Source organism: Candidatus Eisenbacteria bacterium (assembly GCA_016930695.1).
GTDB lineage: Bacteria > Orphanbacterota > Orphanbacteria > Orphanbacterales > Orphanbacteraceae > JAFGGD01.
Window position 1 is genome coordinate 89,037 of the sequence record JAFGGD010000030.1, and the last position, 20,326, is coordinate 109,362.

The following is a 20,326-nucleotide window of genomic DNA, read 5'->3' on the forward strand; positions in this document are numbered from 1 at the left end:
GAAACCATGGAAGCGCTCGCCCTGCTCGAACTGGACTCCATCGCCGGGGGATACCGCGCCGCCGACGCGTTGATGAAAGCCGCGCGGGTGCGGCTCCTGGAGATGCGCCCCCTGGACCCGGGCAAGTTCCTGATTCTCTTTCGCGGCCCGGTGGGGGAGGTGGACGCCGCCTATCGGCGCGGCCGGGAGACCGCCGGCGAGGATTTGGTGGACGAGGTCTACCTGCCCGCCGCCCACCCGTCCCTTTTCCCGCTGCTCGAGGGGAAACGGCCGGCGGCGTCCATCGAGGCGCTCGGCGTGATCGAGACCGGCTCCGCCGCCTCCGCGGTGTGCGCGGCGGACGCGGCGGCGAAAGCGGCGGAAGTCGCGCTTCTCCGGGTGCATCTCGCCCGAAGGATCGGCGGCAAGGGATATCTGCTCCTCACCGGCGGCCAGGCGGACGTGGAGGCGGCGGTCGCCGCGGGAGCGGCGCGGGCCCGGGAGCGGGAACGGCTGGTGGCGGAGGTGGTGATCCCCGCGCCGACCGAGGAGATCTTCGAACGGCTCACCGCGGAGTGGCTCTAGCATGCGGATCGGCGACGTGATCGGCACGGTGACGGCGACGCAGAAAGCGGAGAGCCTCGTCGGCAGGCGCCTTCTTCTGGTGCAACCGTTGGACGAGCGGGGCCGCCCGACCGAGGCGCCCCTCGTGGCGATCGACACGGTGAGCGCCGCCCCCGGCCAGAGGGTTTACTTCGTGGAGAAGCGAGAGGCGGCCAAGGCGTTCTTCGGACCTCAACTGCCGAGCGACGTGACCATCCTGGGAATCGTCGATCGGATCGACCTCGAGCCATGATTCTCGGCGACGTCATCGGCACGGTAACTTCCACCGTCAAGCACGGGTCCCTCGCGGGGAGACGTCTCCTCTTGGTCCGCCCCGTCACGCCGGAAGGGGAGCCGTCGGGGGAGACGGAGATCGCCCTCGATTCGGTGGACGCCGGGATCGGCGACCGGGTGCTGGTCAACCGCGAGGGACGCTCCGCCGAAGCGATTTTGGGCGCCGACGGCATCCCGGTCCGCAGCGTGATCACGGCGGTGGTGGACGAGGTGGTGAGCGGCGGGCTCGTCGCCTACCGGAAAGGCGATGCGCCGTGAATCCGTCCGACCCCACCTCGCAGATCATCGAGGTCGGCCGTCTTCTTTATGACCGTAGTTTATTGATCGGTACCGAGGGAAACCTCTCGATCCGCCTGGAGAGAAACCGGTTTCTGGTCACCGCCGCCGGTGTCTGCAAGGGGAGACTCCGGTCGATCGACCTGGTCACCGTCGACGGCGAAGGTCGAAAGATCGCCGGCGGCGGGCGGCCCTCTTCGGAGATCCTCCTTCACCTCGCCCTCTACCGCCTCCGGCCGGAGATCCGCGCCGTGGCGCACGCCCACCCGCCCACCGCCACCGGTTTCGCCGTCGCCGGCGTTTCCCTGGACGGGGCGGTCCTTCCCGAGGTCGTCGTCTCCGTCGGTTCCGTTCCGACCGCCCCTTACGGCACACCCTCCACGGAATCGCTCGCGGAGGCGGCGCTTCCCGTCGCCCGTTGCCACGACGCTTTTCTCCTAAAGAATCACGGCGCGGTCACTCTGGGCCGGAAGGATCTCTGGGAGGCGTTCCATCGGATGGAGATGGTGGAGAGCCTGGCGCGGATCACGCTCACCGCGCGCCTCCTCGGCGGCGCTCAGCCGCTCTGCGGGGACGAGGTGGAGCGCCTGATCCGTCTCCACGGCGATCCCACGCCGCCCGGCTGCGGCTTTCCCGGCGGAGGGCCGCCCCCGACGCCGGAGGAGGAGGATCTGATCGGGAAGGCGCTCCGTCGCCTCGAGGAGCGTCTCGGCGGGCGGGATTGAAGAGACCGGAAAAACGGGAAAAACGGCCGGCGCCGGACGCGTCGGCCGTTCTCTTTTCTCTTCCGCCGTCCCTTAGGAGGACGCGGTGAGGCTGTTGATCCGTTTCTGGGCGCGGGATTTCCGGCGGGCCACCTGGTTCTTGTGGCAGATGTTGGTCTTCTCCGCCTTGTCGAGGCTGGAGACCAGCTGCCGGAGCGCCGCCGCCGCCTGTTCCGGATCTTCCGTCTCCCGCACCTTTCGGGTGAGGGTTCGGATCACGGATCGCTTGATGCGGTTGGCGATGTTACTCTTCTTGTTGGTGCGCAACCGCTTCTTCGCGGAAACATGATGAGGCATCGAATTCTCCTCCGTTGTCGACAACGATCCTAAAATCTATCATTTCCGCCTCGAGGGGGTCAAGAGGAGAATCGATCTTCGAGCGGAGGGGGCGATCCTGCGGAAAAGGGGTCCGCGCCGCCCGACGGGCAGGACGCGCCTTGACAGGGAGCCGTGGTGTTCCTATAGTGACCACAAATCGTTGTGATTCAACGCGTCCCGGCGAAACAACGCCGTGCGAAACCTTAACCGGAGGGGCGGCATGCCGAAACGGTACTTCCTGATCCTCATCGGGATCGCCCTCGCGTTTCCCACCGGCGCGGCGCGAGCCAAAGAGAACAATCGCTTCCTGAACTCGGAATTTCTCCCTCTCGGAGCCCGGTACGCCGGGATGGGAGGAACCCACGTCGCCCTTCCGGGCGGCGTCGCCTGCGCCTATACGAACCCGGCGATCCTCCCCTGGACCTCGGACCTGGAGTTCACCTTGGAGGGGGTCTTCACCGGGGGCCCGGACCACGTCAGCGGGGAGGGGGACAACGCGCTCACCTACCAGGAGAGGAACGAGCTCGGTCTGATCGGCATACGCTTTCCGGATCGCGGAGGCTTCAGTTTCGCGATCATGGAGGTGACCCGTTACGATCACGACATCCGGGGGCATCTCTTCGGACTCCTCCCGGAGGGGGGGACCAAGCCGGTATACACGAAGAAGGCCGAGGAGGACCCGGACAAACTGATCAGCGATTACCAGGACCGCGCTCAGATCCGTTCCTTCGGTTTCACCACGGGGTATCGGTTCACTCCCAACGCCAGCTTCGGCCTCGGCTTCTGGATCGACCGAAAGAAGGTTTTCAAGAAGATCGACTACTACAGCTCGCCGGTCTCCAGCGGCGAGGAGATGGACGACCTGATCGAGAAAGACTACGTGGACCGGGAGGGGAACACCAACGACGTCACCCTGCGGATCACGGGGGGACTCTACTACCGTCTCACCGACCGGATCGACGGCGCCCTCGCCTTCGGCACCGGTTCGGAGCTGCAGAGCGGGCTTCTCGTGGACGCCCGGACCACCATGATCTACGCCAAGGACAACCGGACCGTCTTCGACAAAACCCCCTGGAACATGCAGGCGGGCTTCTCCTTCTACTGGAGCGAGGGACTCCGTTTCGCCGGCGACGTCTCCTACCAGCACTGGAAGGACGTGCACCCGTATCTGAAATCCACCTTCCAGTTCGGCCTGGGCGCCGAGTGGGACTTCGACGAGAGGGTCACTTTTCGAGGCGGTTTCCGCACCTCCTTCGACCCGACCGATCTGCCGAGCACGGACGAGTTCCCGGGGGACGCGGCGTGGCGTGAGGAGCTCCGGGACATCGAGTGGAGCGGAACCCTCTTTCCGGCGGACGAGTACTTCCTGACCGCCGGCGTCGGCTACCGGCTCTCGCCGATCCTGCAGATCGACTTGGGCGTTCAGAACAGCGACCTGCTTAGCGCCGAGGACGGCCGCACCATGGTCACCGTGGGGGCCCGTTTCGTCACCGAGCAGCCCGACGACGACTAGCCCGGACGGGACGGACGGCGCCGGCCGCGCCCCGGCGGGAACTCGCGAGGAAGTTCTTGGAGAAGGTTCCGATCGGCGTGCTCGCCTCCGGCAGGGGAAGCAATCTGCAGGCGATTCTCCGAGCCGCCGCCGGGCCCGCGTACCCGGCGCGGGTTGCGGTGGTACTCTCCGACGCGGCGGAAGCGCCCGCCCTCGATCACGCCCGCGTCGCCGGCGCCGATGCCGTGCATGTTCCGCCCGGACGGAAGGGGGCGCGCCTCTCTCCGGAAGCCGAGAGGCGGATGGTGGAGGAGCTGCGGGCCCGGAACGTCCGCCTCGTCGCGCTGGCCGGTTTCATGCGTATCCTCTCCGGCGATTTTCTCGCCTACTTTCCCCGGGCGGTCCTGAACATCCATCCGTCCCTTCTCCCCGCCTTCCCCGGTCTGGACGTCCAACGCAAGGCGCTCGAACACGGCGTCCGTTTCTCGGGTTGCACCGTGCATTTCGTGGATGAAGGAATCGACAGCGGACCGATCCTGCTGCAGGCGGCGGTCCCGGTGGAGGATCGCGACACGCCGGAGACGCTCGCCGAGCGCATTCTGGAAGAGGAGCACAGGATCTACCCCGAGGCGATACGGATGGTGCTGGAAGGGGGGATTCGCGTCGAGGGGAGGCGCGTCCTTCGCGCGAAAAAGGAGGGGGGAGCTTGAGCGAGCGGGGCTCGGAAATCGCGACCGTCGCGGGACGGCGCCCGGACCGGAGCGGCAAGGTCAGGGATATCTTCGACCTGGGCGAACAAATGTTGATCGTCACCAGCGACCGGATCAGCGCCTTCGACCGGGTCCTCGCCACCCCGGTCTCGGGGAAAGGAAAGGTATTGAACCGTCTCTCCGCCTTCTGGTTCGACCGGCTCTCTTCCATCGCGCCGAACCACAAGATCACGATCCAAACGGCGGAATTCCCCGAGCCCTTCCGCGGTGAGACTCTGCTCGAGGGGAGATCGATGCTGGTCCATAAGGCGCGGGTCTTTCCGTTCGAGTGCGTGGTGCGCGGCTATCTCGCCGGCTCGGGATGGCGGGACTACCGGAAAGAGGGGGGAGTGAGCGGCGTCTCGCTGCCGCCGGGGCTTCGTCTTTCGGAGCGCCTCCCCGAACCGATTTTCACCCCCAGCACGAAGGCGGAGAACGGCCACGACGAGCCGGTCCCCTTCGAGCGGATGGAGCGGGAACTCGGAGTCGAGACGGCGAGGCGCCTCCGGGACCTTTCTCTCGCCCTCTTCCGAGAGGCGACCACGCACGCCGAGGCGCGGGGAATTCTCCTCGCGGACACCAAGTTCGAGTTCGGACTCGGGCGGGACGACCGGATTCTGCTGGTCGACGAAGCGCTCTCCCCCGACTCTTCCCGCTTCTGGAAGGCGGAGCGTTATCGCGCCGGCGAACCGCAGGAAGGCTACGACAAACAGCACGTTCGGGAGTACCTTCTCGGGATCGGCTGGCGCGGAGAGGCGCCCGCGCCCGGCCTGCCGCCGGAGGTGATCCGCTCCACCCTGGCGCGCTATGAAGAGATTTTCGCCATCCTGACCGGTCCGGCCGCCGCCGCCTGAGAGCCGGCCGCCGGAAATCGACCGCTCACCCGAAGGGAAGAGAAGAACCGGAGGAACACGATGAAGCGGATTGCCCGGGCGATCCTGTCGGTTTCGGACAAGGAGGGGATCGTCGAACTGGGCCGCGCCCTCGCCGCCGGCGGTACGACGATCCTCTCGACCGGCGGCACCGCCCGCCGCCTCCGCGAAGAGGGGGTGCCGGTCCGCGAAGTGGGAGAGGCGACCGGCTTTCCGGAGATGCTCGGAGGGCGCGTGCGCACGCTGCACCCCATCATCTTCGGCGGCATCCTCGGACGGCGCTCCCGGGAGGGGGACCGCCGCGAGATGGAGAAACACGGCATCGAACCGATCGACCTGGTGGTGGTGAATTTCTATCCCTTCCGGGAAACGGCGGCCACGCCGGGCGCGACGGAGGAGGAGATCGTCGAGTCGATCGACATCGGCGGTCCCTCTCTCCTCCGGGCGGCGGCGAAATCCTTCGAGGACGTGGCCGTGCTGCACCGGCCGGACCAGTACGTTCCCTTCCTGGAACGGCTCGCCTCTCCGGAGGGGGCGGACCTCGCGTATCGACGGGAGCTGGCCGCCGCCGCCTTCCGGCACGTGGAGGAGTACGACGCGGCGATCCGCGACTGGTTCGACGAGGGGGGGGAAGGGGAGGAGCACCCCCGGCGTTTTCGCCTGGAAGGGACGCTGCGCCGGGCGCTCCGCTACGGAGAGAACCCGCATCAGAGTGCGGCTTGGTACGATCGGTCCGGCTCGACGGACCGCTTTCGCGTGCTCCAGGGGAAGGAGCTCTCCTACAACAACCTGCTCGACGCGGACGCCGCCCTCCGCTTGGTGCGTGAGTTCGACGGTCCCGCCGCGGTGGTGGTCAAGCATGGAAACCCCTGCGGCGCCGCGGCCCTTGCGGACCCCCGCGAGGCGTTCCTCGCCGCCTACGCCGGCGACCCGCAATCCGCCTTCGGCGGGATCGTGGCGCTGAACCGCCCGGTGGACGGCCTCCTCGCGTCGGAGATGAAACCCCACTTTCTCGAAGTGATCGCCGCCCCCGGTTTCGACGACGAGGCGCTCGATCTTTTAGGAAAAAAGAAAAACCTGCGGCTCCTCCTCGTCGAGGGTGCGGGCGCCGGCGCGCGGCCGCCGGAGATCCGCGTCCTGGCGGACGGTTTTCTGACGATGGATCCGGACCCGATCGGACCGTCCGGCGAGAGATGGCGCGTGGCGACCGAACGGGCGCCGACGGAGGCGGAGGCGCTGGACCTCCGCTTCGCCTGGAAGGTCGTGAAGCATGTCCGCTCCAACGCGATCCTTCTCGCCCGGAAAGGCAGGACCCTGGGCGTGGGCGCGGGACAGATGAGCCGCGTCGACGCGGCGGAACTGGCCGTGACGAAGGCGCGGGGGGCGGGGCACGAAACGGCGGGGGCGGTGCTCGCCTCGGACGGTTTCTTCCCCTTCCCCGACGGCGTGGAGCGGGCCGCCGAAGCGGGGATCGTCGCGTTGATCCAGCCCGGCGGCTCGATACGGGACGCGGAGGTGATCGCCGAGGCGGACCGCCGGGGCCTCGCGATGGTTCTCACCGGCGTGCGCCACTTCCGCCACTAGGAGGGCTCGATGGAACGTCAGGAGTGGATCCTCATACTCGATTTCGGGTCCCAATACACCCAGCTGATCGCTCGGCGGATCCGCGAAGCGGGCGTTCTCTCACGAATCCATGCGCCGGACCGCGTGAACGATTCCGTCCTGGACGATTCTTCCCTCAAAGGAATCGTGCTGAGCGGCGGACCCGCTTCGGTTTTCGCCGTGGGGGCGCCGTCCCTTCCGGACTGGTTCCCGCGGTGGCGGGGGCCCGTGCTCGGCATCTGTTACGGCATGCATCTTCTCGCCCGCGCCGAGGGAGGAGAGGTGGAGGGGGGGGACGCGCGGGAGTATGGGCCGGCGCGCCTGGAGGTCGACGAAGTCTCGCCCCTCTTCGACGGCGTGAGCGCCTCCACCGACGTTTGGATGAGCCACGGCGATCGGGTGGTCCGGCCCCCCGCCGGGTACCGAATCGCCGCCCGCACCGCCGACGTCCGCTGCGCCGCTCTCGCCGATCCCGGACGCGGGCGCTACGCCTTGCAGTTCCACCCCGAGGTGGTCCACACCCCGGAAGGGCCGGCGATGATCCGTAACTTCCTCTTACGGGTCTGCGACTGCCGCGGCGACCGGACGCCGGACCGCGTGGCGGAGCGGGAGATCGAGCGCGCCCGGGAGCGGATCGGACCGGAAGGCGAGGTGCTCTGCGCGGTGAGCGGCGGCGTGGACTCCACCGTGATGGCCCGCCTCCTGCACCGCGCCATCGGCGAGAGGCTCCACGCGGTCTTCGTGGACAACGGCCTCCTCCGCCTCGGCGAAAGGGAGGAGGTTCTCCGGAACTTCCGGGAATTGCTCCGGATCGACGTGGACCTGATCGATGGAGCGAGTCTTTTCCTCCGCCGGCTCGAGGGTGTCGCCGACCCCGAGGAAAAGCGGCGGATCATCGGCCGCACCTTCATCGACCTTTTCCAGGAATGGGCGGAGCGATGGAAGGGAGTCCGCTTCCTCGCCCAGGGCACGCTCTACCCGGACGTGATCGAATCGACCAGCACCGCCGGGCCGTCGGCGACCATCAAGACGCACCACAACGTGGGGGGGCTGCCGGAGACGCTCCACCTCGAGCTGATCGAGCCCTTCCGTGAACTGTTCAAGGATGAAGTGCGCGCCATCGGCCGCGCCATCGGCGTTCCGGAGGAGATGGTCGCCCGTCACCCCTTCCCCGGGCCGGGCCTGGCGGTCCGCATCCTCGGGGCGGTGACTCCCCGCGATCTGGAACTTCTCCGGCGCTGCGACGACATCTTCATCCGCGCCCTCCGGGAATCCGGCGAGTACGACCGGGTCTGGCAGGCGCTCGCCGTGCTTCTCCCCGTCGAGACGGTGGGGGTGATGGGGGACGGCCGCACCTACGAGCGGGTGGTGGCCCTTCGGGCGGTGACCAGCGTGGACGGCATGACCGCCGACTGGGCCCGCCTTCCCCACGATTTTCTCTCACGGGTTTCGACACGGATCCTGAACGGCGTGCCCGGCGTGAACCGGGTCGTTTATGATGTCAGCTCCAAGCCCCCCGCGACGATCGAATGGGAGTGAACGTGAACCGCGCTCTCCGCCCAGCCGCCGCGGCGCTTCTCGCCGTCTCCGTCCTCACCGTCCCCGCGGCGCCGGCGGATATTTCACCCCTCGACCTTCCAGACCGGCCCATCGGCTGGCTCGCCCTCCCGGACGACTCGATCCTCGCCCAACCCGCTCCCGCTCGAGAGGGGATTCTCCGCATCTGCGCCGAGATGGGGTGGGCGGAGCGGGAGTACCGCCTCCGCGCCGCCCTCCAGGAGAGACCCCGCGTAACCGACCCGCGGCTACGGGCCAGGGAGAGGAGCCGAATCGCCCGTCTGGCGGTCCGCGCCGGAAGAGACGGGGAAGCGGTTCTTTGGATCGAAAGAATCGGCGCGGAGGAGCCCTTCTTCTCCGCGGCGGCCGCACTCGCCGAGCTCCGTCTCGGCCGGACCGAGGCGGGCGCGGCGCGGCTCGAGCGGGTCCTCGAGGAGGGCGGTTTCGACGCGCCCGCGGCGGACCTCCTCCGTTACCGGCTCGCCGGAGCGCTCGGGATGAGCGGAGAGACCGACCGCTCCATCGCGCTCTACCGTTCCCTCGCCGCCGACCGGGAGAGCCGCTTCCGCTCTTCCTCCCGGCGGGAAGCGGCGAGGCTCCTCTTCGACAGCGGCGACGCCGGGGACGCCCTCGATCTCCTCCGCGAGGGATACGGCGCGTCCCTCGCCGATCTGACGGACCGGGACCTTCTGTCGCGAGCGGCCCGCTACGAGCGGGGCCGCGGGCGAAACGCGAACGCGGCGGCCCTCTGGTCCCGTCTGCTCGAAACGTGGCCCGGGGACCGGCGCGCCCGGGAGGCGTACCGGGTCCTCCTCGCGATGCAAGAGGAGGGGAAAACGGAAAGGAACGAGCGCCTCCCCCTGCTTGGCGCCCGCGCCTCCGCCCGGAGCGGGAGAACGGACGAGGCGCTCCGCATCCTCGCCCCTCTGCTCGCCCTCCCGGAATCGGATCCTCTCGCCGGCGAGGCCGCCCTGGAAGCGGGCCGCGCGCTGTACGAGGCGGGCCGTTTTCGCGAAGCGCTCCGCCGCGTGCTTCCCCTCTCGGCGGGGGAGGGGGCGAGCGCGCGGGAAGCGCTCCTCTACGTCGCCCGCTGCCGTAAAAAGTCGGGGGAGTGGCGGGAGTCGATCGAGTCGTACAGGGAGTACACGCGGCGCTATCCGTCGAGTTCCATCGCGCCGGAGGCGGGGTGGGAGATCGCCTGGCGGCTCCGCCTCGCGGGCGAGAACGCCGAGGCGGCGGACGCATTCGCCGATCTGGAGCGCCTCTTCCCGCGGAGCGACTACGCGGTCCGGGCCCCGCTTTACCGGTCCTTCTGCCTGGCGGCGACCGGGCGCGCCGGGGAGGCGTTCCAAGCCCTGGAAAAGATGACCGGCGGCGGAGGGGGCGGAAAGGACCGTGAGGACGCCCTTTTCTGGAGGGCGGAAGCCCTCGCGGATCGAGGAGAGAAGGAGGGCGCCGAGGAGGTCTACAGGGAGGTGGCGGAAGAATACGCCGAGACCTACTACGGGATCCGCGCGGCGAGCCGGATCGGGCTCCGCACCGTGCTCCCGCCGCCGGTGGGGAGGGGCGGCGACGATCCCCTTCTCCGTTGGATCCGCTCCTGGCACGGCGGCGCGAAAGGGACGGAACCGGACACGAATCTCCTCATCCTTTACCGGGACCTGGGAGAGAACGACGAGGCGCGGCGCGAGGCGAACCGGCTGCGGAAACGACACGAGAACGATCCGGAGGCGCTCCTCGGCATCGCGCGGGAATGCCGTCGCCTGGGACTCTTCGACCGCGCCATCCCCTGCGCGCGCCGAATCCAAGCCCTCGCGGAAAAGAAGGGAGAAAACGCCCTCGTTCCGGAGCTCCTCGCCTTGATCTATCCCCTCGGTTACCTGGACCGCGTGGAGGAGGCGATCCGTCCCTACCGCGTCTTCGGTCCCTTCCTCGTCCTCGCGCTGATGCGTCAGGAGAGCTGGTTTCACGAAGAGGCGCACTCCCCGGCGGACGCGCGCGGTCTACTGCAGGTCCTCCCCTCCACGGGGCGGCGGATCGCGCGCGCCCTAGGCGAGCCGGACGACTTCCCGTCGGAGGAACTCTTCCGGGCGGACCGGAACATCCGCTACGGGCTGTGGTATCTTCAGAGCCTGATCGACCGTTACGACGGCGACCTCGCCGTCGTGGCGAGCGCCTACAACGCGGGGGAGGGGATGGCGGACCTTTGGCGGGCGGGGCTCACGCCGGGCGAACCGGGGGGCTACATCGAGAGGCTTCATTTTTCGGAGACCCGGGACTACGTGAAGCGCGCCCTGGCCGGTTACTGGATCTACCGCTATCTGTACCAAAACATTGCTTCGGAACTGTATCAATAAGATCGGAATCGTTCTGCTTCTCGCGGGCGCCGCCGCCGCGGGAGGGCCGGACGAGTCCACCCTGGTCTATCCCCCCTTCCGTCACGACTTCGGCCTCCACCACGTGAGCGACTTTCACCTTCGCCTCTACACGGGAAACCGGGACCGCTTTCTCGCTCCGAAGGGGATCGCGGCGGTGAAGCTGATCGAGAGGGACCGGCCGGACAAGACCGGCGACGACGACGAGCTGACCGTTTTCGGCCTCAACTCGGCGGCCCACCAACTCATCTACAACGATTCCCAGACCTCGATCCGCGTGTACGGCGGCAAGGGGAGCGGCGAGGGGGAGTTTCTCTTCCCCTGGGCGATCGCCGCGTCCCCCTCCGGCGATGTCTATGTCGCGGATACCGGAAACGACCGGATCGTCCATCTACGCTACCGGGGCGGGGACCTCTTCTTCCTGCGCTCCTTCGAGGAGGCGAAGGGGGACACCGCGCGTTTCCGCTCCCCCCGCGGCGTGGCCCTCGCCACCGACGGAACGATTTACCTGTGCGACACCGGAAACCAACGCGTGCTGGCGATCGACCGCACCGGTCGGCTTCTGCGCGTTCTCGGCGGCGCGGAGATCTTCTCGCACCCCGAGGCGATCGCGGTGGTCGACTCCGGCGACCCCTGGACCTGGCGCAAGGAGGACTTCCTGATCGTGGTGGACCGGAACGGCAAGCGGATCCGCAAGCTCTCGCCGGACGGGACGATCCTCGCCGAAACCGACGCGGAGACCCTCGGATCGCCCACATCCCTCTTCCGCGGCGTCGCCGTCGACCATTACCATCAGGTTTGGCTCACCGACGAGGCGAACCACCGTCTCGTCAAGCTGGACCGGTCTCTCCGCTTCCTCGCCTTTTTCGGCCGCGAAGGGGGCGGGGACGGCGAGTTCCGTTCCCCCTTCGGCATCACCATCTGGCGGCGGTACGGGCAGGTCTTCGTTTCCGAGAGGAGCGGCGCGCAGTACTACTGGATCGGCGCGGACCTTCTCGATCCGCGGGTGGAGAAGGGGGCCGACTCCCCGGGCGCGCGCTTTTTCTTCCGTCTCACCGAGCGCGCGCGGCTCACCGTCACGATCGAAGACCGCCGGGGAAGGTCGGTGCGCGTCCTCGCCGAGGAGAGGCTTTTCCCGCCCGGAGAGCGCCGCCTCATCTGGGACGGCCTGAACGACTCCGGCGAACCGGCCCCGCCGGGCGCCTACCGGGCCCGCTTCGAGATACGGGCGACCTACTCCTCGTCCAAGCACTTTCAAAAGAAAGTTGCAATCCCGTTCGACGTCGGATAGCCTCCGAGCCGTCACCGGAAGCACATCCTCCGAAGCGAGGTTCGCCATGTCCGCACCCTGCGCACGATGGGACACGCTCACCTACGACGGCAGCGCCCCCGGACGCGCCGTTCCGACGCTTCACGTCTTCTTGAAACCCCTCGACCGCGAGGGCCCCGTTCCGGACACGGCGCAGCGCCTCTTCCAGGACCTGATCTCCCGCTTCTACTCCGGACCGCCCTTCCTGACGCCCGAGGAGAAGCTCACCGACACGATCCGCTACGCCCGAGAGGAAGCGGCGCACGCCGGATGCGGAGAACACCTGGAGAGGATCCGCCTCGCCGCGGCGATCGTGGACCGCGGGGCGGGAAAGGTCCACCTCTACCGGAGCGGCGACATGCGTCTCTACAGGCCCGGCCGGGACGAATCGCCCGTCAAGGGAGAGGGCCGGGAAAGCCTTTCCGCCGAGGATCTGCGCGGTTTCGCGCTCCTGGACGGCGACGGGGCCGACGCGATCGCCGGAAAGATCGGCGGCGATCCCGGCGACGGCGGGGGGGAGGATTGCGAACGATTGATCCATGAAGGGAAAACGGCCGGCATTTGGGTCTCTCTCGGCGGAGGAGAACATGTCCGGCGCCGCGCGCCGGCGCCGGAGCCCGAGCGGCCCGGACCGGTGGAAAGCGCAGCCGGGAAGTCGGAACCGGCGGGCGTCCGCGGACGGCGGAGAACGGGCCTCTCCCTTCTTCCCCTCGCCCTGGTGCTTCTCATTTTCCTCGTCGCCGTATTCTGGAACCGGCGCGCCGGAGAGAGCCCGCCCGCCCGCGGCGTCGTGCCGTCGGAGGAGGAGCTGGTCCTCGGCCCCTCTCCTGCGGGAACGCTGATCTGGCAGTTTACCGCGGGCGCGGCGGTCACGTCGTCCCCCTATCTGGAAGGGGGGATGGTCTTCGTCGGAAGCCGGGACGGCAATCTCTACGCGCTCAGCCGCGCCGACGGGAGGCGTGTTTGGTCGGCGAAAGGGCCGGGGGGCGTCGGATCTTCGCCGGCCGTCGCCGACGGGAAGGTCTTCTTCGGTGAATACGGGGGCTGCCTCGTCGCCGTCTCCGCCGAAACGGGCGCCGAGGTCTGGCGAAGGCCGACGGGGGCCAAGGTCGTCTCGTCCCCCGTCGTCGACGCCGGCCGCGTCTACGTGGGAAGCTTCGATAGGAACCTCTGGACGGTGGACGCGGCGACCGGCGAAACGCTCTGGAAGTTCCCGACCGGGGGCGCGATTTGGTCCTCGCCGCGCGTCTCCGAGGGGCGGGTCTTTTTCGGCTCGTTGGACGGGATCCTATACGCCGTCGACGCCTCCGACGGGACCGAGATCTGGCGCTACGACGCCGGCGCCCGCGTGTACGCCGCGCCGGCGATCGACGGCGGGCGCGTCCACTTCGGCGCGCAGGACGGGCGCTTCCACTGCCTGCTGGCGTCGACCGGATCGCCGGTCTGGACGGTGGACACCGGCAGCCCGGTCCAGTCGGGAGCCGCGGTCGCCGAGGACCGGGTCGTCTTCGGCGGCGAGGACGGGACGATCCACGCACTTTACCGCGAAACCGGCGAGACGCTCTGGACCTTTCCCGCCGGCGAACGTGTTCCGTCCACGCCGGCGATCCGAGAAGGGGTCGTTTACGTCGGTTCCTATGATCGTTTTCTGTACGCCCTCGACCTGGAACTGGGGCATCCGATCTGGCGCGTCGATCTGGGGGCGGCGATCTACTCCAGCCCCGCCGTGGACGACGATGCGATCGTCCTGGGCACCATCGGAGGTCGCGTGGCGGCGGTGGCCATCGGCCACTGAGCTCGAGGGGGGCCCCTTGACAACCCGGCGAACCGGTTGTAGTTTGGGGGCGTCCGCGTTCTCCCGGCCCCCGGGGCGGGATGCGAAGGGTTTATCCGTGCGGGACGCGACCGGCCGATCGGCGCGGATCGTAATGGGGGAACCACCGCGGAAAGGGCTCGCATCGTTCCCTATCGCGTGACCAGGCGAACCCCGAGGACGACCTTCGGGGTTCCTGTTTGTTCGGAAGCGCCGGCGCGAAGCCTCGCCGATTCACGGAGAGCGGCCTCGAGATGTTTTTCGACCTGATCGCCAAGATTTTCGGAACGAAAACGGAGCGGGACGTGCGGCGCCTCCGCCCGATGGTGGAGCGCATCAACGAACACTTCGCCGGCTACGCCGCGCTCTCCGACGACGAATTGCGAGGCAAGACGGAGGAGTTCCGCCGCCGGCTGGCGGAGGGGGAGACGGTGGACGATCTTCTCCCCGAAGCCTTCGCCGTCGTCAAGGAGACCTGCCGCCGGCTGGCGGGCACCGCCTGGGACGTGGCCGGCGTCCGCACCGAATGGAACATGATCCCCTACGACGTCCAGCTGATGGGCGCCGTCGTGCTCCACGAGGGGAAGATCGCCGAGATGGCGACCGGCGAGGGGAAGACCCTCGTCGCGACCTTGCCCCTCTACCTGAACGCCCTCGCCGGGAAGGGCGCCCACCTGATCACCGTCAACGACTACCTCGCCCTCCGCGACAGCGAGTGGATGGGCCGCATCTTTTCCTTCCTCGGGCTCACCGTCGGTTGCATTCAGCACGACATGGACCCGGAGGCGCGCAAGGAACAGTACAACCGCGATATCACCTACGGCACGAACAACGAGTTCGGCTTCGACTATCTGCGCGACAACATGTCGACCCACAAAGAGCACCGCGTGCAGCGCGGCTTCCACTACGCCATCGTGGACGAGGTCGACTCCGTGCTGATCGACGAGGCGCGGACGCCGCTCATCATCAGCGGTCCCGTCCCGCACTCGACGCACAAGTTCGACGAGGTGAAGCAACTGGTGGCCCGCCTCGTCCGCCACCAGGTCGAGCTGGTGAACGACATGGTCCGGGAAGGGGAGAAGGCGATCGCCTCCGAGGACGAGGAAGAACGTTACCGCGGCGGAATCCGTCTCCTCCAAGCGCAGCGCGGCGCGCCCAAGAACAAGAAACTGTTGAAGCTGCTTCAAGAGCAGGGGGTGCAGAAGCTGATCCGGCGCGTCGAGACCGACTTCATGCGGGACAAGAAGCTGAGCGAAGTGGACGAGGACCTCTTCTTCGCCATCGACGAGAAGAACCACAACATCGATCTAACCGAGAAGGGGCGGCAGCAGCTCTCGCCGGACGACCCGGATCTCTTTCTGATCCCGGACCTGCCGACTCTGATTACGGAAATCGACCTGAACGAGGGGATGTCCCCGTCGGAGAAAACGGCGGCGAAGGATCAGGCGCAGAAGGTTTTCCTCGAGCGGAACGAAAAAATCAGCAATATCCGGGCGCTCCTGAAGGCGCACTCCCTCTTCGAGAAGGACGTGGAGTACGTGGTTCAGGAGGGGAAAGTGGTGATCGTCGACGAGTTCACCGGCCGCCTGATGCCGGGACGGCGGTTCTCCGAAGGGCTCCACCAGGCGCTGGAAGCGAAGGAAGGGGTCGCCATCGAGCGGGAGACCCAGACCCTCGCCACGATCACGCTCCAAAACTTTTTCCGTCTCTACGAAAAGCTGGCCGGCATGACCGGCACCGCCGAGACGGAGGCGGGCGAGTTCTTCGAGATCTATAAACTGGACGTGGTGGTGATTCCGACCAACGTCCCCGTGATCCGCGATGACGGACAGGATCAGATCTTCCGGACCCGCCGGGAAAAGCTGAGCGCCATCGTCAACGACATCGCCGATTGCTATAAGCGGGGGCAGCCCGTTCTGGTGGGAACCGTGTCGGTGGAAGCCTCGGAGACGATCTCCCGGATCCTGAAAAGGATGAGCGTCCCCCACTCGGTGTTGAACGCCAAGAACCACCAGGGAGAGGCGCAAATCGTCTCTCGCGCCGGCGAGGTGCGCTCCGTCACCATCGCCACCAACATGGCGGGGCGGGGGACGGACATCAAGCTCGGCCCCGGTGTCACGGATCTGGGCGGCCTCCGGATCGTCGGCACCGAGAGGCACGAGAGCCGCCGCATCGACCGCCAGCTGCGCGGACGGGCGGGCCGCCAGGGAGACCCCGGATCCACCCTTTTCTATCTCTCCCTCGAGGACGACCTGATGCGTCTCTTCGGGAGCGAGCGGATCGCCGGCGTCATGGATCGGCTCGGCCTGGAGGAGGGAGAGGTGATCACCCACTCCATGGTCACGCGGGCGATCGAGAAGGCGCAGAAAAAGGTGGAGGGGCACAACTTCGAGATCCGGAAACACCTTCTGAAATACGACGACGTGATGAACCAGCAGCGCGAGGTGATCTACAACCGAAGGCTGCACGTCCTGGAGGCGGAGGACCTCGACGGCGAGATCGAAGAGACCATCGAGGAGTACTGCACCCGCGTGCTGGGCGAGCACGCGCAGGGAGGCGATTACGCCGAAGACTGGGACGTGCCGGAGCTGCAGAGGCGTCTGACCGATGTTTTCCTCGGTCCCTTCGACCTGCCGATCTTCGAGGAGGTCAAACCGGACAAAGAGGAAACCCTGGACCGGGTGATCGAGCGCGCCAAGGAACACTTCCGCGCCCGGAAGGAGGAACGCCTCCATTCCCTGGAGGAGGAGGGGATGCCTCCCGGTCTCCTCGTCGAGTTCGAGCGATACGCGATCCTCTCCCGCATCGATGAGCTCTGGAGGGAGCACCTCTACGAATTGGACGGCCTGAAGGGAGGAATCGGCCTCCGCGCCTACGCGCAGAAGGATCCTCTCCTGGAGTACAAGAGCGAGGCGTTTCACCTTTTCGTTACGCTGACCGAGCGAATCGACGAGGAAGCGCTCCGCCTTCTGCTCCGCCCGGTCCGCCTGCGGGCGGACGCCGGCCGTGTTCGGCGGCCGGCGGCGCCCCAACCGGAGCGGGTGCGGGAGTCCCACGAGTCCTTCTCCGCCCTCGGCGGGCTCCCCGGGGAGGCGGTCCCCTCCGGAGCGCCCCGCCCCGGCATGCGCCCCTCCGGCAAAGCGTCGCCCAGCGTCCGGACGGACCCCAAGGTGGGGAGAAACGAGCCTTGCCCCTGCGGGAGCGGGAAAAAGTACAAGCAGTGTTGTGGAAAATAGGCTTGCCCCGACCGGGCGGAGGTCTTAGCTTCCAAACGGACCGGAGGACGGGCCTTTCTTAAAGGAGAGCGAAGGTGTCGATGGACCATGGGGAAAGGGAGATCCGGGATCTGCTCGCCCTGTTGGACGGGGACGACGATCTTCTGGACGCCCTTCAGAGGAGCCTGGGACCGGGCGGCGACCCGGATGAAACGCTGGTCCGCCTGGACCGCGAGGAGGACGGGAACGCCCCGCCGCACCCGGCGGCGATCCGGCCGCTCCTTGCCGAAGAGCGCCTCCCCTTCCGGCCCGGCGCGGAAGGGCTTCTGATCGAGCTGGCGCTGATCGGCGTTCTCTCCTCCGACCTCCGCGAGAGGCTCCTGGAAAGACTGCAGATCGAGGACGCCGGAACGATCGGCCGGGAGGAGACGGTGGAGTTGCTCGCCGGTCTTCTCCGGGAAGAGTCCTTGGACCGCGCCGGCGCGAGCCGCTTCACCCTCCGGGAACTCGGCAAGATCATGACCGTTCAGTAAAGAGTCACGTTTTCACCCGGACCGTGCAGAAAGTACCCCGCGAGGACTCGCGACACGAAGCGAGAGACCGAGTCGAGTGAGCCGCACCCGGAGGCGCGGTCACGCGTCGCCGCCCGAGGAGCGGCGGGTGAGGGGAAGCTCCGCGGGAGCGATCGAAAAAGAAAATTCGCGCACGATCCAATATCGATTAAAGCCCGGTCGGCGCGCGACCGAACACTCGGGAGACGCTTCACCGGTCAGTGGGCAGTTCATCGAAGGCAAGGTACGCATGGCCAAATCACTCGTAATCGTAGAGTCGCCCGCCAAGGCGCGGACAATCAACAAGTTCCTGGGTCGCGCCTTCACGGTCAAGGCTTCCATGGGCCACGTCAAGGACCTCCCCAAGCGGGAGCTGGGCGTGGATTTGGAGAACAGCTTCGAGCCCCGCTACATCGTGATCCGCGGCAAGGGGAAGGTGCTCAAGGAGATCAAGAAGGCCGCCGCCGGCGCCGATCGGATCTTCCTCGCCCCCGACTTCGACCGCGAAGGGGAAGCGATCGCCGCGCACCTCGCCGAGTACCTCAAGAACGGAAACGGCGACACCGAGATCCACAGGATTCTCTTCAACGAGATCACCGAGAAGGCGATCAAGGAAGCGATCCGCCGCCCTCTGCCGATCGATCTGCAGAAGGTGAACGCCCAGCAGGCGCGGCGGGTGTTGGATCGTCTCGTCGGTTACCTGGTCAGTCCCCTCCTCTGGAAGGCGGTTTATCGAGGGACCAGCGCGGGCCGCGTCCAAACCGTGGCGCTCCGCATGATCGTGGAGCGGGAGGAGGAGATCGAGGCTTTCGTCCAGGAAGAATATTGGACGATCGACGCCTCCTTCACCGGCGACGCCGGTGAACCCTTCACCGCCTCCCTGGCGGAGATGGACGGTGAAAAGCCGAAGATCGAGAAGGGGGAGGAAGCCGAGCGGATCGTCGCCGCGGTGAAGGAGCAGGAATACGTCGCTTCCAAGGTGGAGAAGAAGGTCCGCCGGCGCAAACCGGCGCCCCCCTTCATCACCTCGACTCTTCAGCAGGAAGCGGCCAAACGTTTCCATTACTCCGCGCGGAAGACGATGCAGATCGCCCAGACCCTCTACGAAGGGGTCGACATGCCGGGCGAGGGTCCGGTCGGCTTGATTACCTACATGCGAACCGACTCGACCCGTGTCGCCCAGGAGGCGATCGACGACGTCCGCCGACACATCGGGGAAGCCTACGGCGCCGGCGAGTTGCCGGACAAGCCGAACGAGTACAAGAAGGGGAAAGGGGCGCAGGACGCCCACGAGGCGATCCGGCCCACCGCCGTCTCCCGCACGCCGGAATCGCTCAAGGACCATCTCACGCGGGACCAGTACCGGATCTACGACCTGATCTGGAGCCGCTTCACGGCGAGCCAGATGATGCCCGCCGTCTATGACCAGACCACCCTCTCCCTGACCGGCGGCCCCTTCGTCTTCCGCGCCACCGGCTCGGTGATCCGCAAGAAGGGTTTCCTCCTGGTCTTCCAGGAGAGCAGCGGGAACGGCGAGGGCGAGGGGAACGGAAACGGCAAGGACCGCCTTCTGCCGCGTGTGGAGGAAGGGGAGAAGCTTGCCCTCGGAGAGGTGGAACCGGAACAGCACTTTACCCAGCCGCCTCCCCGCTACTCCGACGCGAGCCTGGTGAAGGAGTTGGAAGCGAACGGCATCGGCCGGCCGAGCACCTACGCCAACATCGCCTCCACCCTGACCGACCGGAAATACATGGAGCGCAAGAGCGGCCGCTTCTACCCGACCGATCTGGGGCGGCACGTCCTCAAGTTCCTCCTCATCAACTTCGAAAACATTTTTAACGTGAAGTTTACGGCCCGGATGGAATCGGAGCTGGACCGGGTCGAGGCGGGGGAGGACAGCTGGCAGGACGTCGTGGACTCCTTCTACCAGCGCTTCCGCAAGGACCTGGAGACGGTGGAGGACAAGTCGGCGGAAGTGATGAAGGAACTGAAGTCGGAAACCGGCATCGAGTGCGAGAAGTGCGGCAAGCCGATGATCGAACGTTGGGGGCGAAACGGCCGTTTCCTCGCCTGCAGCGGCTATCCGGAGTGTCGGAACACGAAACCGATCAACGGCGAGGAGCCTGAGCCGACAGGTGAGACGTGCGAGAAGTGCGGCGGAGAGATGATCGTCAAGACCGGCCGTTTCGGACGCTTTCTCGCCTGCTCCAATTATCCGGAGTGCAAGAGCACGCGATCCATCCCGGTGGGCGTTCCCTGCCCCGAAGAGGGATGCGGCGGGCAGCTGACCGAGAAAAGGACGAAGAACGGCCGCGTCTTCTACGGTTGCTCCCGCTACCCGGACTGCAAGTTCGCCGTCTGGAACCGGCCGGTGGCGGAGAAGTGCGCCGCCTGCGGTCATCCTCTCCTCCTGGAGAAGCGGACCAAGGCGCAGGGGGACTTCCTCGAGTGCCCGCAGTGCAAGGCGCGCAAGGAGGCGGCGCCGGAGAAGGCCTGACCGCGGCGAAAGAGTGAACGACGGGGCGCGGACGCGGATCCGCGCCTTTTTTTATCCCCC

Annotated in this window: 16 protein-coding genes; 15 read left to right on the plus strand and 1 reads right to left on the minus strand. The window is 67.3% G+C overall.

Annotated elements, in window-relative coordinates:
- Positions 1-6: 6 nt before the first annotated feature.
- From JW958_05880 to JW958_05895, 4 genes are read left to right on the plus strand one after another with little or no spacing between them, the layout of a single operon-like run.
- Positions 7-564: a BMC domain-containing protein gene (locus JW958_05880; GenBank protein MBN1825776.1), complete on the plus strand. Its 558-nt coding sequence runs from the start codon at positions 7-9 to the stop codon at positions 562-564.
- A gap of 1 nt (position 565) precedes the next feature.
- Complete coding sequence (locus tag JW958_05885) at positions 566-835, plus strand: EutN/CcmL family microcompartment protein (protein ID MBN1825777.1); 270 nt, start codon at positions 566-568, stop codon at positions 833-835.
- Positions 832-1,134, plus strand: a complete 303-nt coding sequence (locus tag JW958_05890; GenBank protein MBN1825778.1) for a EutN/CcmL family microcompartment protein — start codon at positions 832-834, stop codon at positions 1,132-1,134. Before JW958_05885 ends, JW958_05890 begins: the two co-directional genes overlap by 4 nt.
- Positions 1,131-1,877, plus strand: a complete 747-nt coding sequence (locus JW958_05895) for a class II aldolase/adducin family protein (protein MBN1825779.1) — start codon at positions 1,131-1,133, stop codon at positions 1,875-1,877. Before JW958_05890 ends, JW958_05895 begins: the two co-directional genes overlap by 4 nt.
- A 72-nt stretch (positions 1,878-1,949) precedes the next feature.
- Here the strand turns inward: JW958_05895 and JW958_05900 are convergent, their stop codons facing one another.
- Positions 1,950-2,213, minus strand: a complete 264-nt coding sequence (locus tag JW958_05900; protein MBN1825780.1) for a 30S ribosomal protein S20 — start codon at positions 2,211-2,213, stop codon at positions 1,950-1,952.
- Between the two features lie 241 nt (positions 2,214-2,454).
- Here JW958_05900 and JW958_05905 point away from each other — a divergent pair, with 241 nt between their 5' ends.
- From JW958_05905 to topA, 11 genes are all read left to right on the plus strand, one after another.
- Positions 2,455-3,747 carry a hypothetical protein gene (locus tag JW958_05905; GenBank protein ID MBN1825781.1) on the plus strand — a complete coding sequence of 431 codons (1,293 nt, stop codon included), beginning with the start codon at positions 2,455-2,457 and terminating at the stop codon, positions 3,745-3,747.
- A 56-nt stretch (positions 3,748-3,803) separates the two neighbouring features.
- Positions 3,804-4,436, plus strand: a complete 633-nt coding sequence (locus JW958_05910) for a phosphoribosylglycinamide formyltransferase (protein MBN1825782.1) — start codon at positions 3,804-3,806, stop codon at positions 4,434-4,436.
- An 89-nt stretch (positions 4,437-4,525) separates the two neighbouring features.
- On the plus strand, positions 4,526-5,329 hold the full coding sequence (locus JW958_05915; protein MBN1825783.1) for a phosphoribosylaminoimidazolesuccinocarboxamide synthase: 804 nt from the start codon (positions 4,526-4,528) through the stop codon (positions 5,327-5,329).
- A 60-nt stretch (positions 5,330-5,389) separates the two neighbouring features.
- Complete coding sequence (gene purH / locus JW958_05920) at positions 5,390-6,931, plus strand: bifunctional phosphoribosylaminoimidazolecarboxamide formyltransferase/IMP cyclohydrolase (protein MBN1825784.1); 1,542 nt, start codon at positions 5,390-5,392, stop codon at positions 6,929-6,931.
- 9 nt (positions 6,932-6,940) lie between these two features.
- A complete protein-coding gene (guaA, locus tag JW958_05925) occupies positions 6,941-8,488 on the plus strand; it encodes a glutamine-hydrolyzing GMP synthase (GenBank protein ID MBN1825785.1) in 1,548 nt (515 codons plus the stop codon).
- A gap of 2 nt (positions 8,489-8,490) precedes the next feature.
- Positions 8,491-10,863 carry a transglycosylase SLT domain-containing protein gene (locus JW958_05930; protein ID MBN1825786.1) on the plus strand — a complete coding sequence of 791 codons (2,373 nt, stop codon included), beginning with the start codon at positions 8,491-8,493 and terminating at the stop codon, positions 10,861-10,863.
- A complete protein-coding gene (locus JW958_05935) occupies positions 10,841-12,172 on the plus strand; it encodes a hypothetical protein (GenBank protein MBN1825787.1) in 1,332 nt (443 codons plus the stop codon). Before JW958_05930 ends, JW958_05935 begins: the two co-directional genes overlap by 23 nt.
- A 46-nt stretch (positions 12,173-12,218) precedes the next feature.
- Positions 12,219-13,985 (plus strand): PQQ-binding-like beta-propeller repeat protein, encoded by a 1,767-nt coding sequence (locus JW958_05940; GenBank protein MBN1825788.1) that lies wholly within the window; start codon positions 12,219-12,221, stop codon positions 13,983-13,985.
- 272 nt (positions 13,986-14,257) lie between these two features.
- Positions 14,258-17,239: a preprotein translocase subunit SecA gene (gene secA, locus JW958_05945; GenBank protein MBN1825789.1), complete on the plus strand. Its 2,982-nt coding sequence runs from the start codon at positions 14,258-14,260 to the stop codon at positions 17,237-17,239.
- A gap of 74 nt (positions 17,240-17,313) precedes the next feature.
- Positions 17,314-17,751 carry a hypothetical protein gene (locus tag JW958_05950; GenBank protein MBN1825790.1) on the plus strand — a complete coding sequence of 146 codons (438 nt, stop codon included), beginning with the start codon at positions 17,314-17,316 and terminating at the stop codon, positions 17,749-17,751.
- Positions 17,752-18,019: 268 nt separating this feature from the next.
- Complete coding sequence (topA, locus tag JW958_05955; protein ID MBN1825791.1) at positions 18,020-20,266, plus strand: type I DNA topoisomerase; 2,247 nt, start codon at positions 18,020-18,022, stop codon at positions 20,264-20,266.
- The last annotated feature ends 60 nt before the right edge of the window (positions 20,267-20,326 follow it).

Excerpts from the sequence above, each read along its gene's own strand:
- JW958_05890 (MBN1825778.1), top strand. The coding sequence starts at position 832 with ATGATTCTCGGCGACGTCATCGGCACGGTAACTTCCACCGTCAAGCAC.
- secA (MBN1825789.1), top strand. The coding sequence starts at position 14,258 with ATGTTTTTCGACCTGATCGCCAAGATTTTCGGAACGAAAACGGAGCGG.
- JW958_05900 (MBN1825780.1), bottom strand. The coding sequence starts at position 2,213 with ATGCCTCATCATGTTTCCGCGAAGAAGCGGTTGCGCACCAACAAGAAG.
- guaA (MBN1825785.1), top strand. The coding sequence starts at position 6,941 with ATGGAACGTCAGGAGTGGATCCTCATACTCGATTTCGGGTCCCAATAC.
- purH (MBN1825784.1), top strand. The coding sequence starts at position 5,390 with ATGAAGCGGATTGCCCGGGCGATCCTGTCGGTTTCGGACAAGGAGGGG.
- JW958_05905 (MBN1825781.1), top strand. The coding sequence starts at position 2,455 with ATGCCGAAACGGTACTTCCTGATCCTCATCGGGATCGCCCTCGCGTTT.
- JW958_05885 (MBN1825777.1), top strand. The coding sequence starts at position 566 with ATGCGGATCGGCGACGTGATCGGCACGGTGACGGCGACGCAGAAAGCG.
- JW958_05915 (MBN1825783.1), top strand. The coding sequence starts at position 4,526 with ATGTTGATCGTCACCAGCGACCGGATCAGCGCCTTCGACCGGGTCCTC.
- JW958_05940 (MBN1825788.1), top strand. The coding sequence starts at position 12,219 with ATGTCCGCACCCTGCGCACGATGGGACACGCTCACCTACGACGGCAGC.
- JW958_05880 (MBN1825776.1), top strand. The coding sequence starts at position 7 with ATGGAAGCGCTCGCCCTGCTCGAACTGGACTCCATCGCCGGGGGATAC.
- topA (MBN1825791.1), top strand. The coding sequence starts at position 18,020 with ATGGCCAAATCACTCGTAATCGTAGAGTCGCCCGCCAAGGCGCGGACA.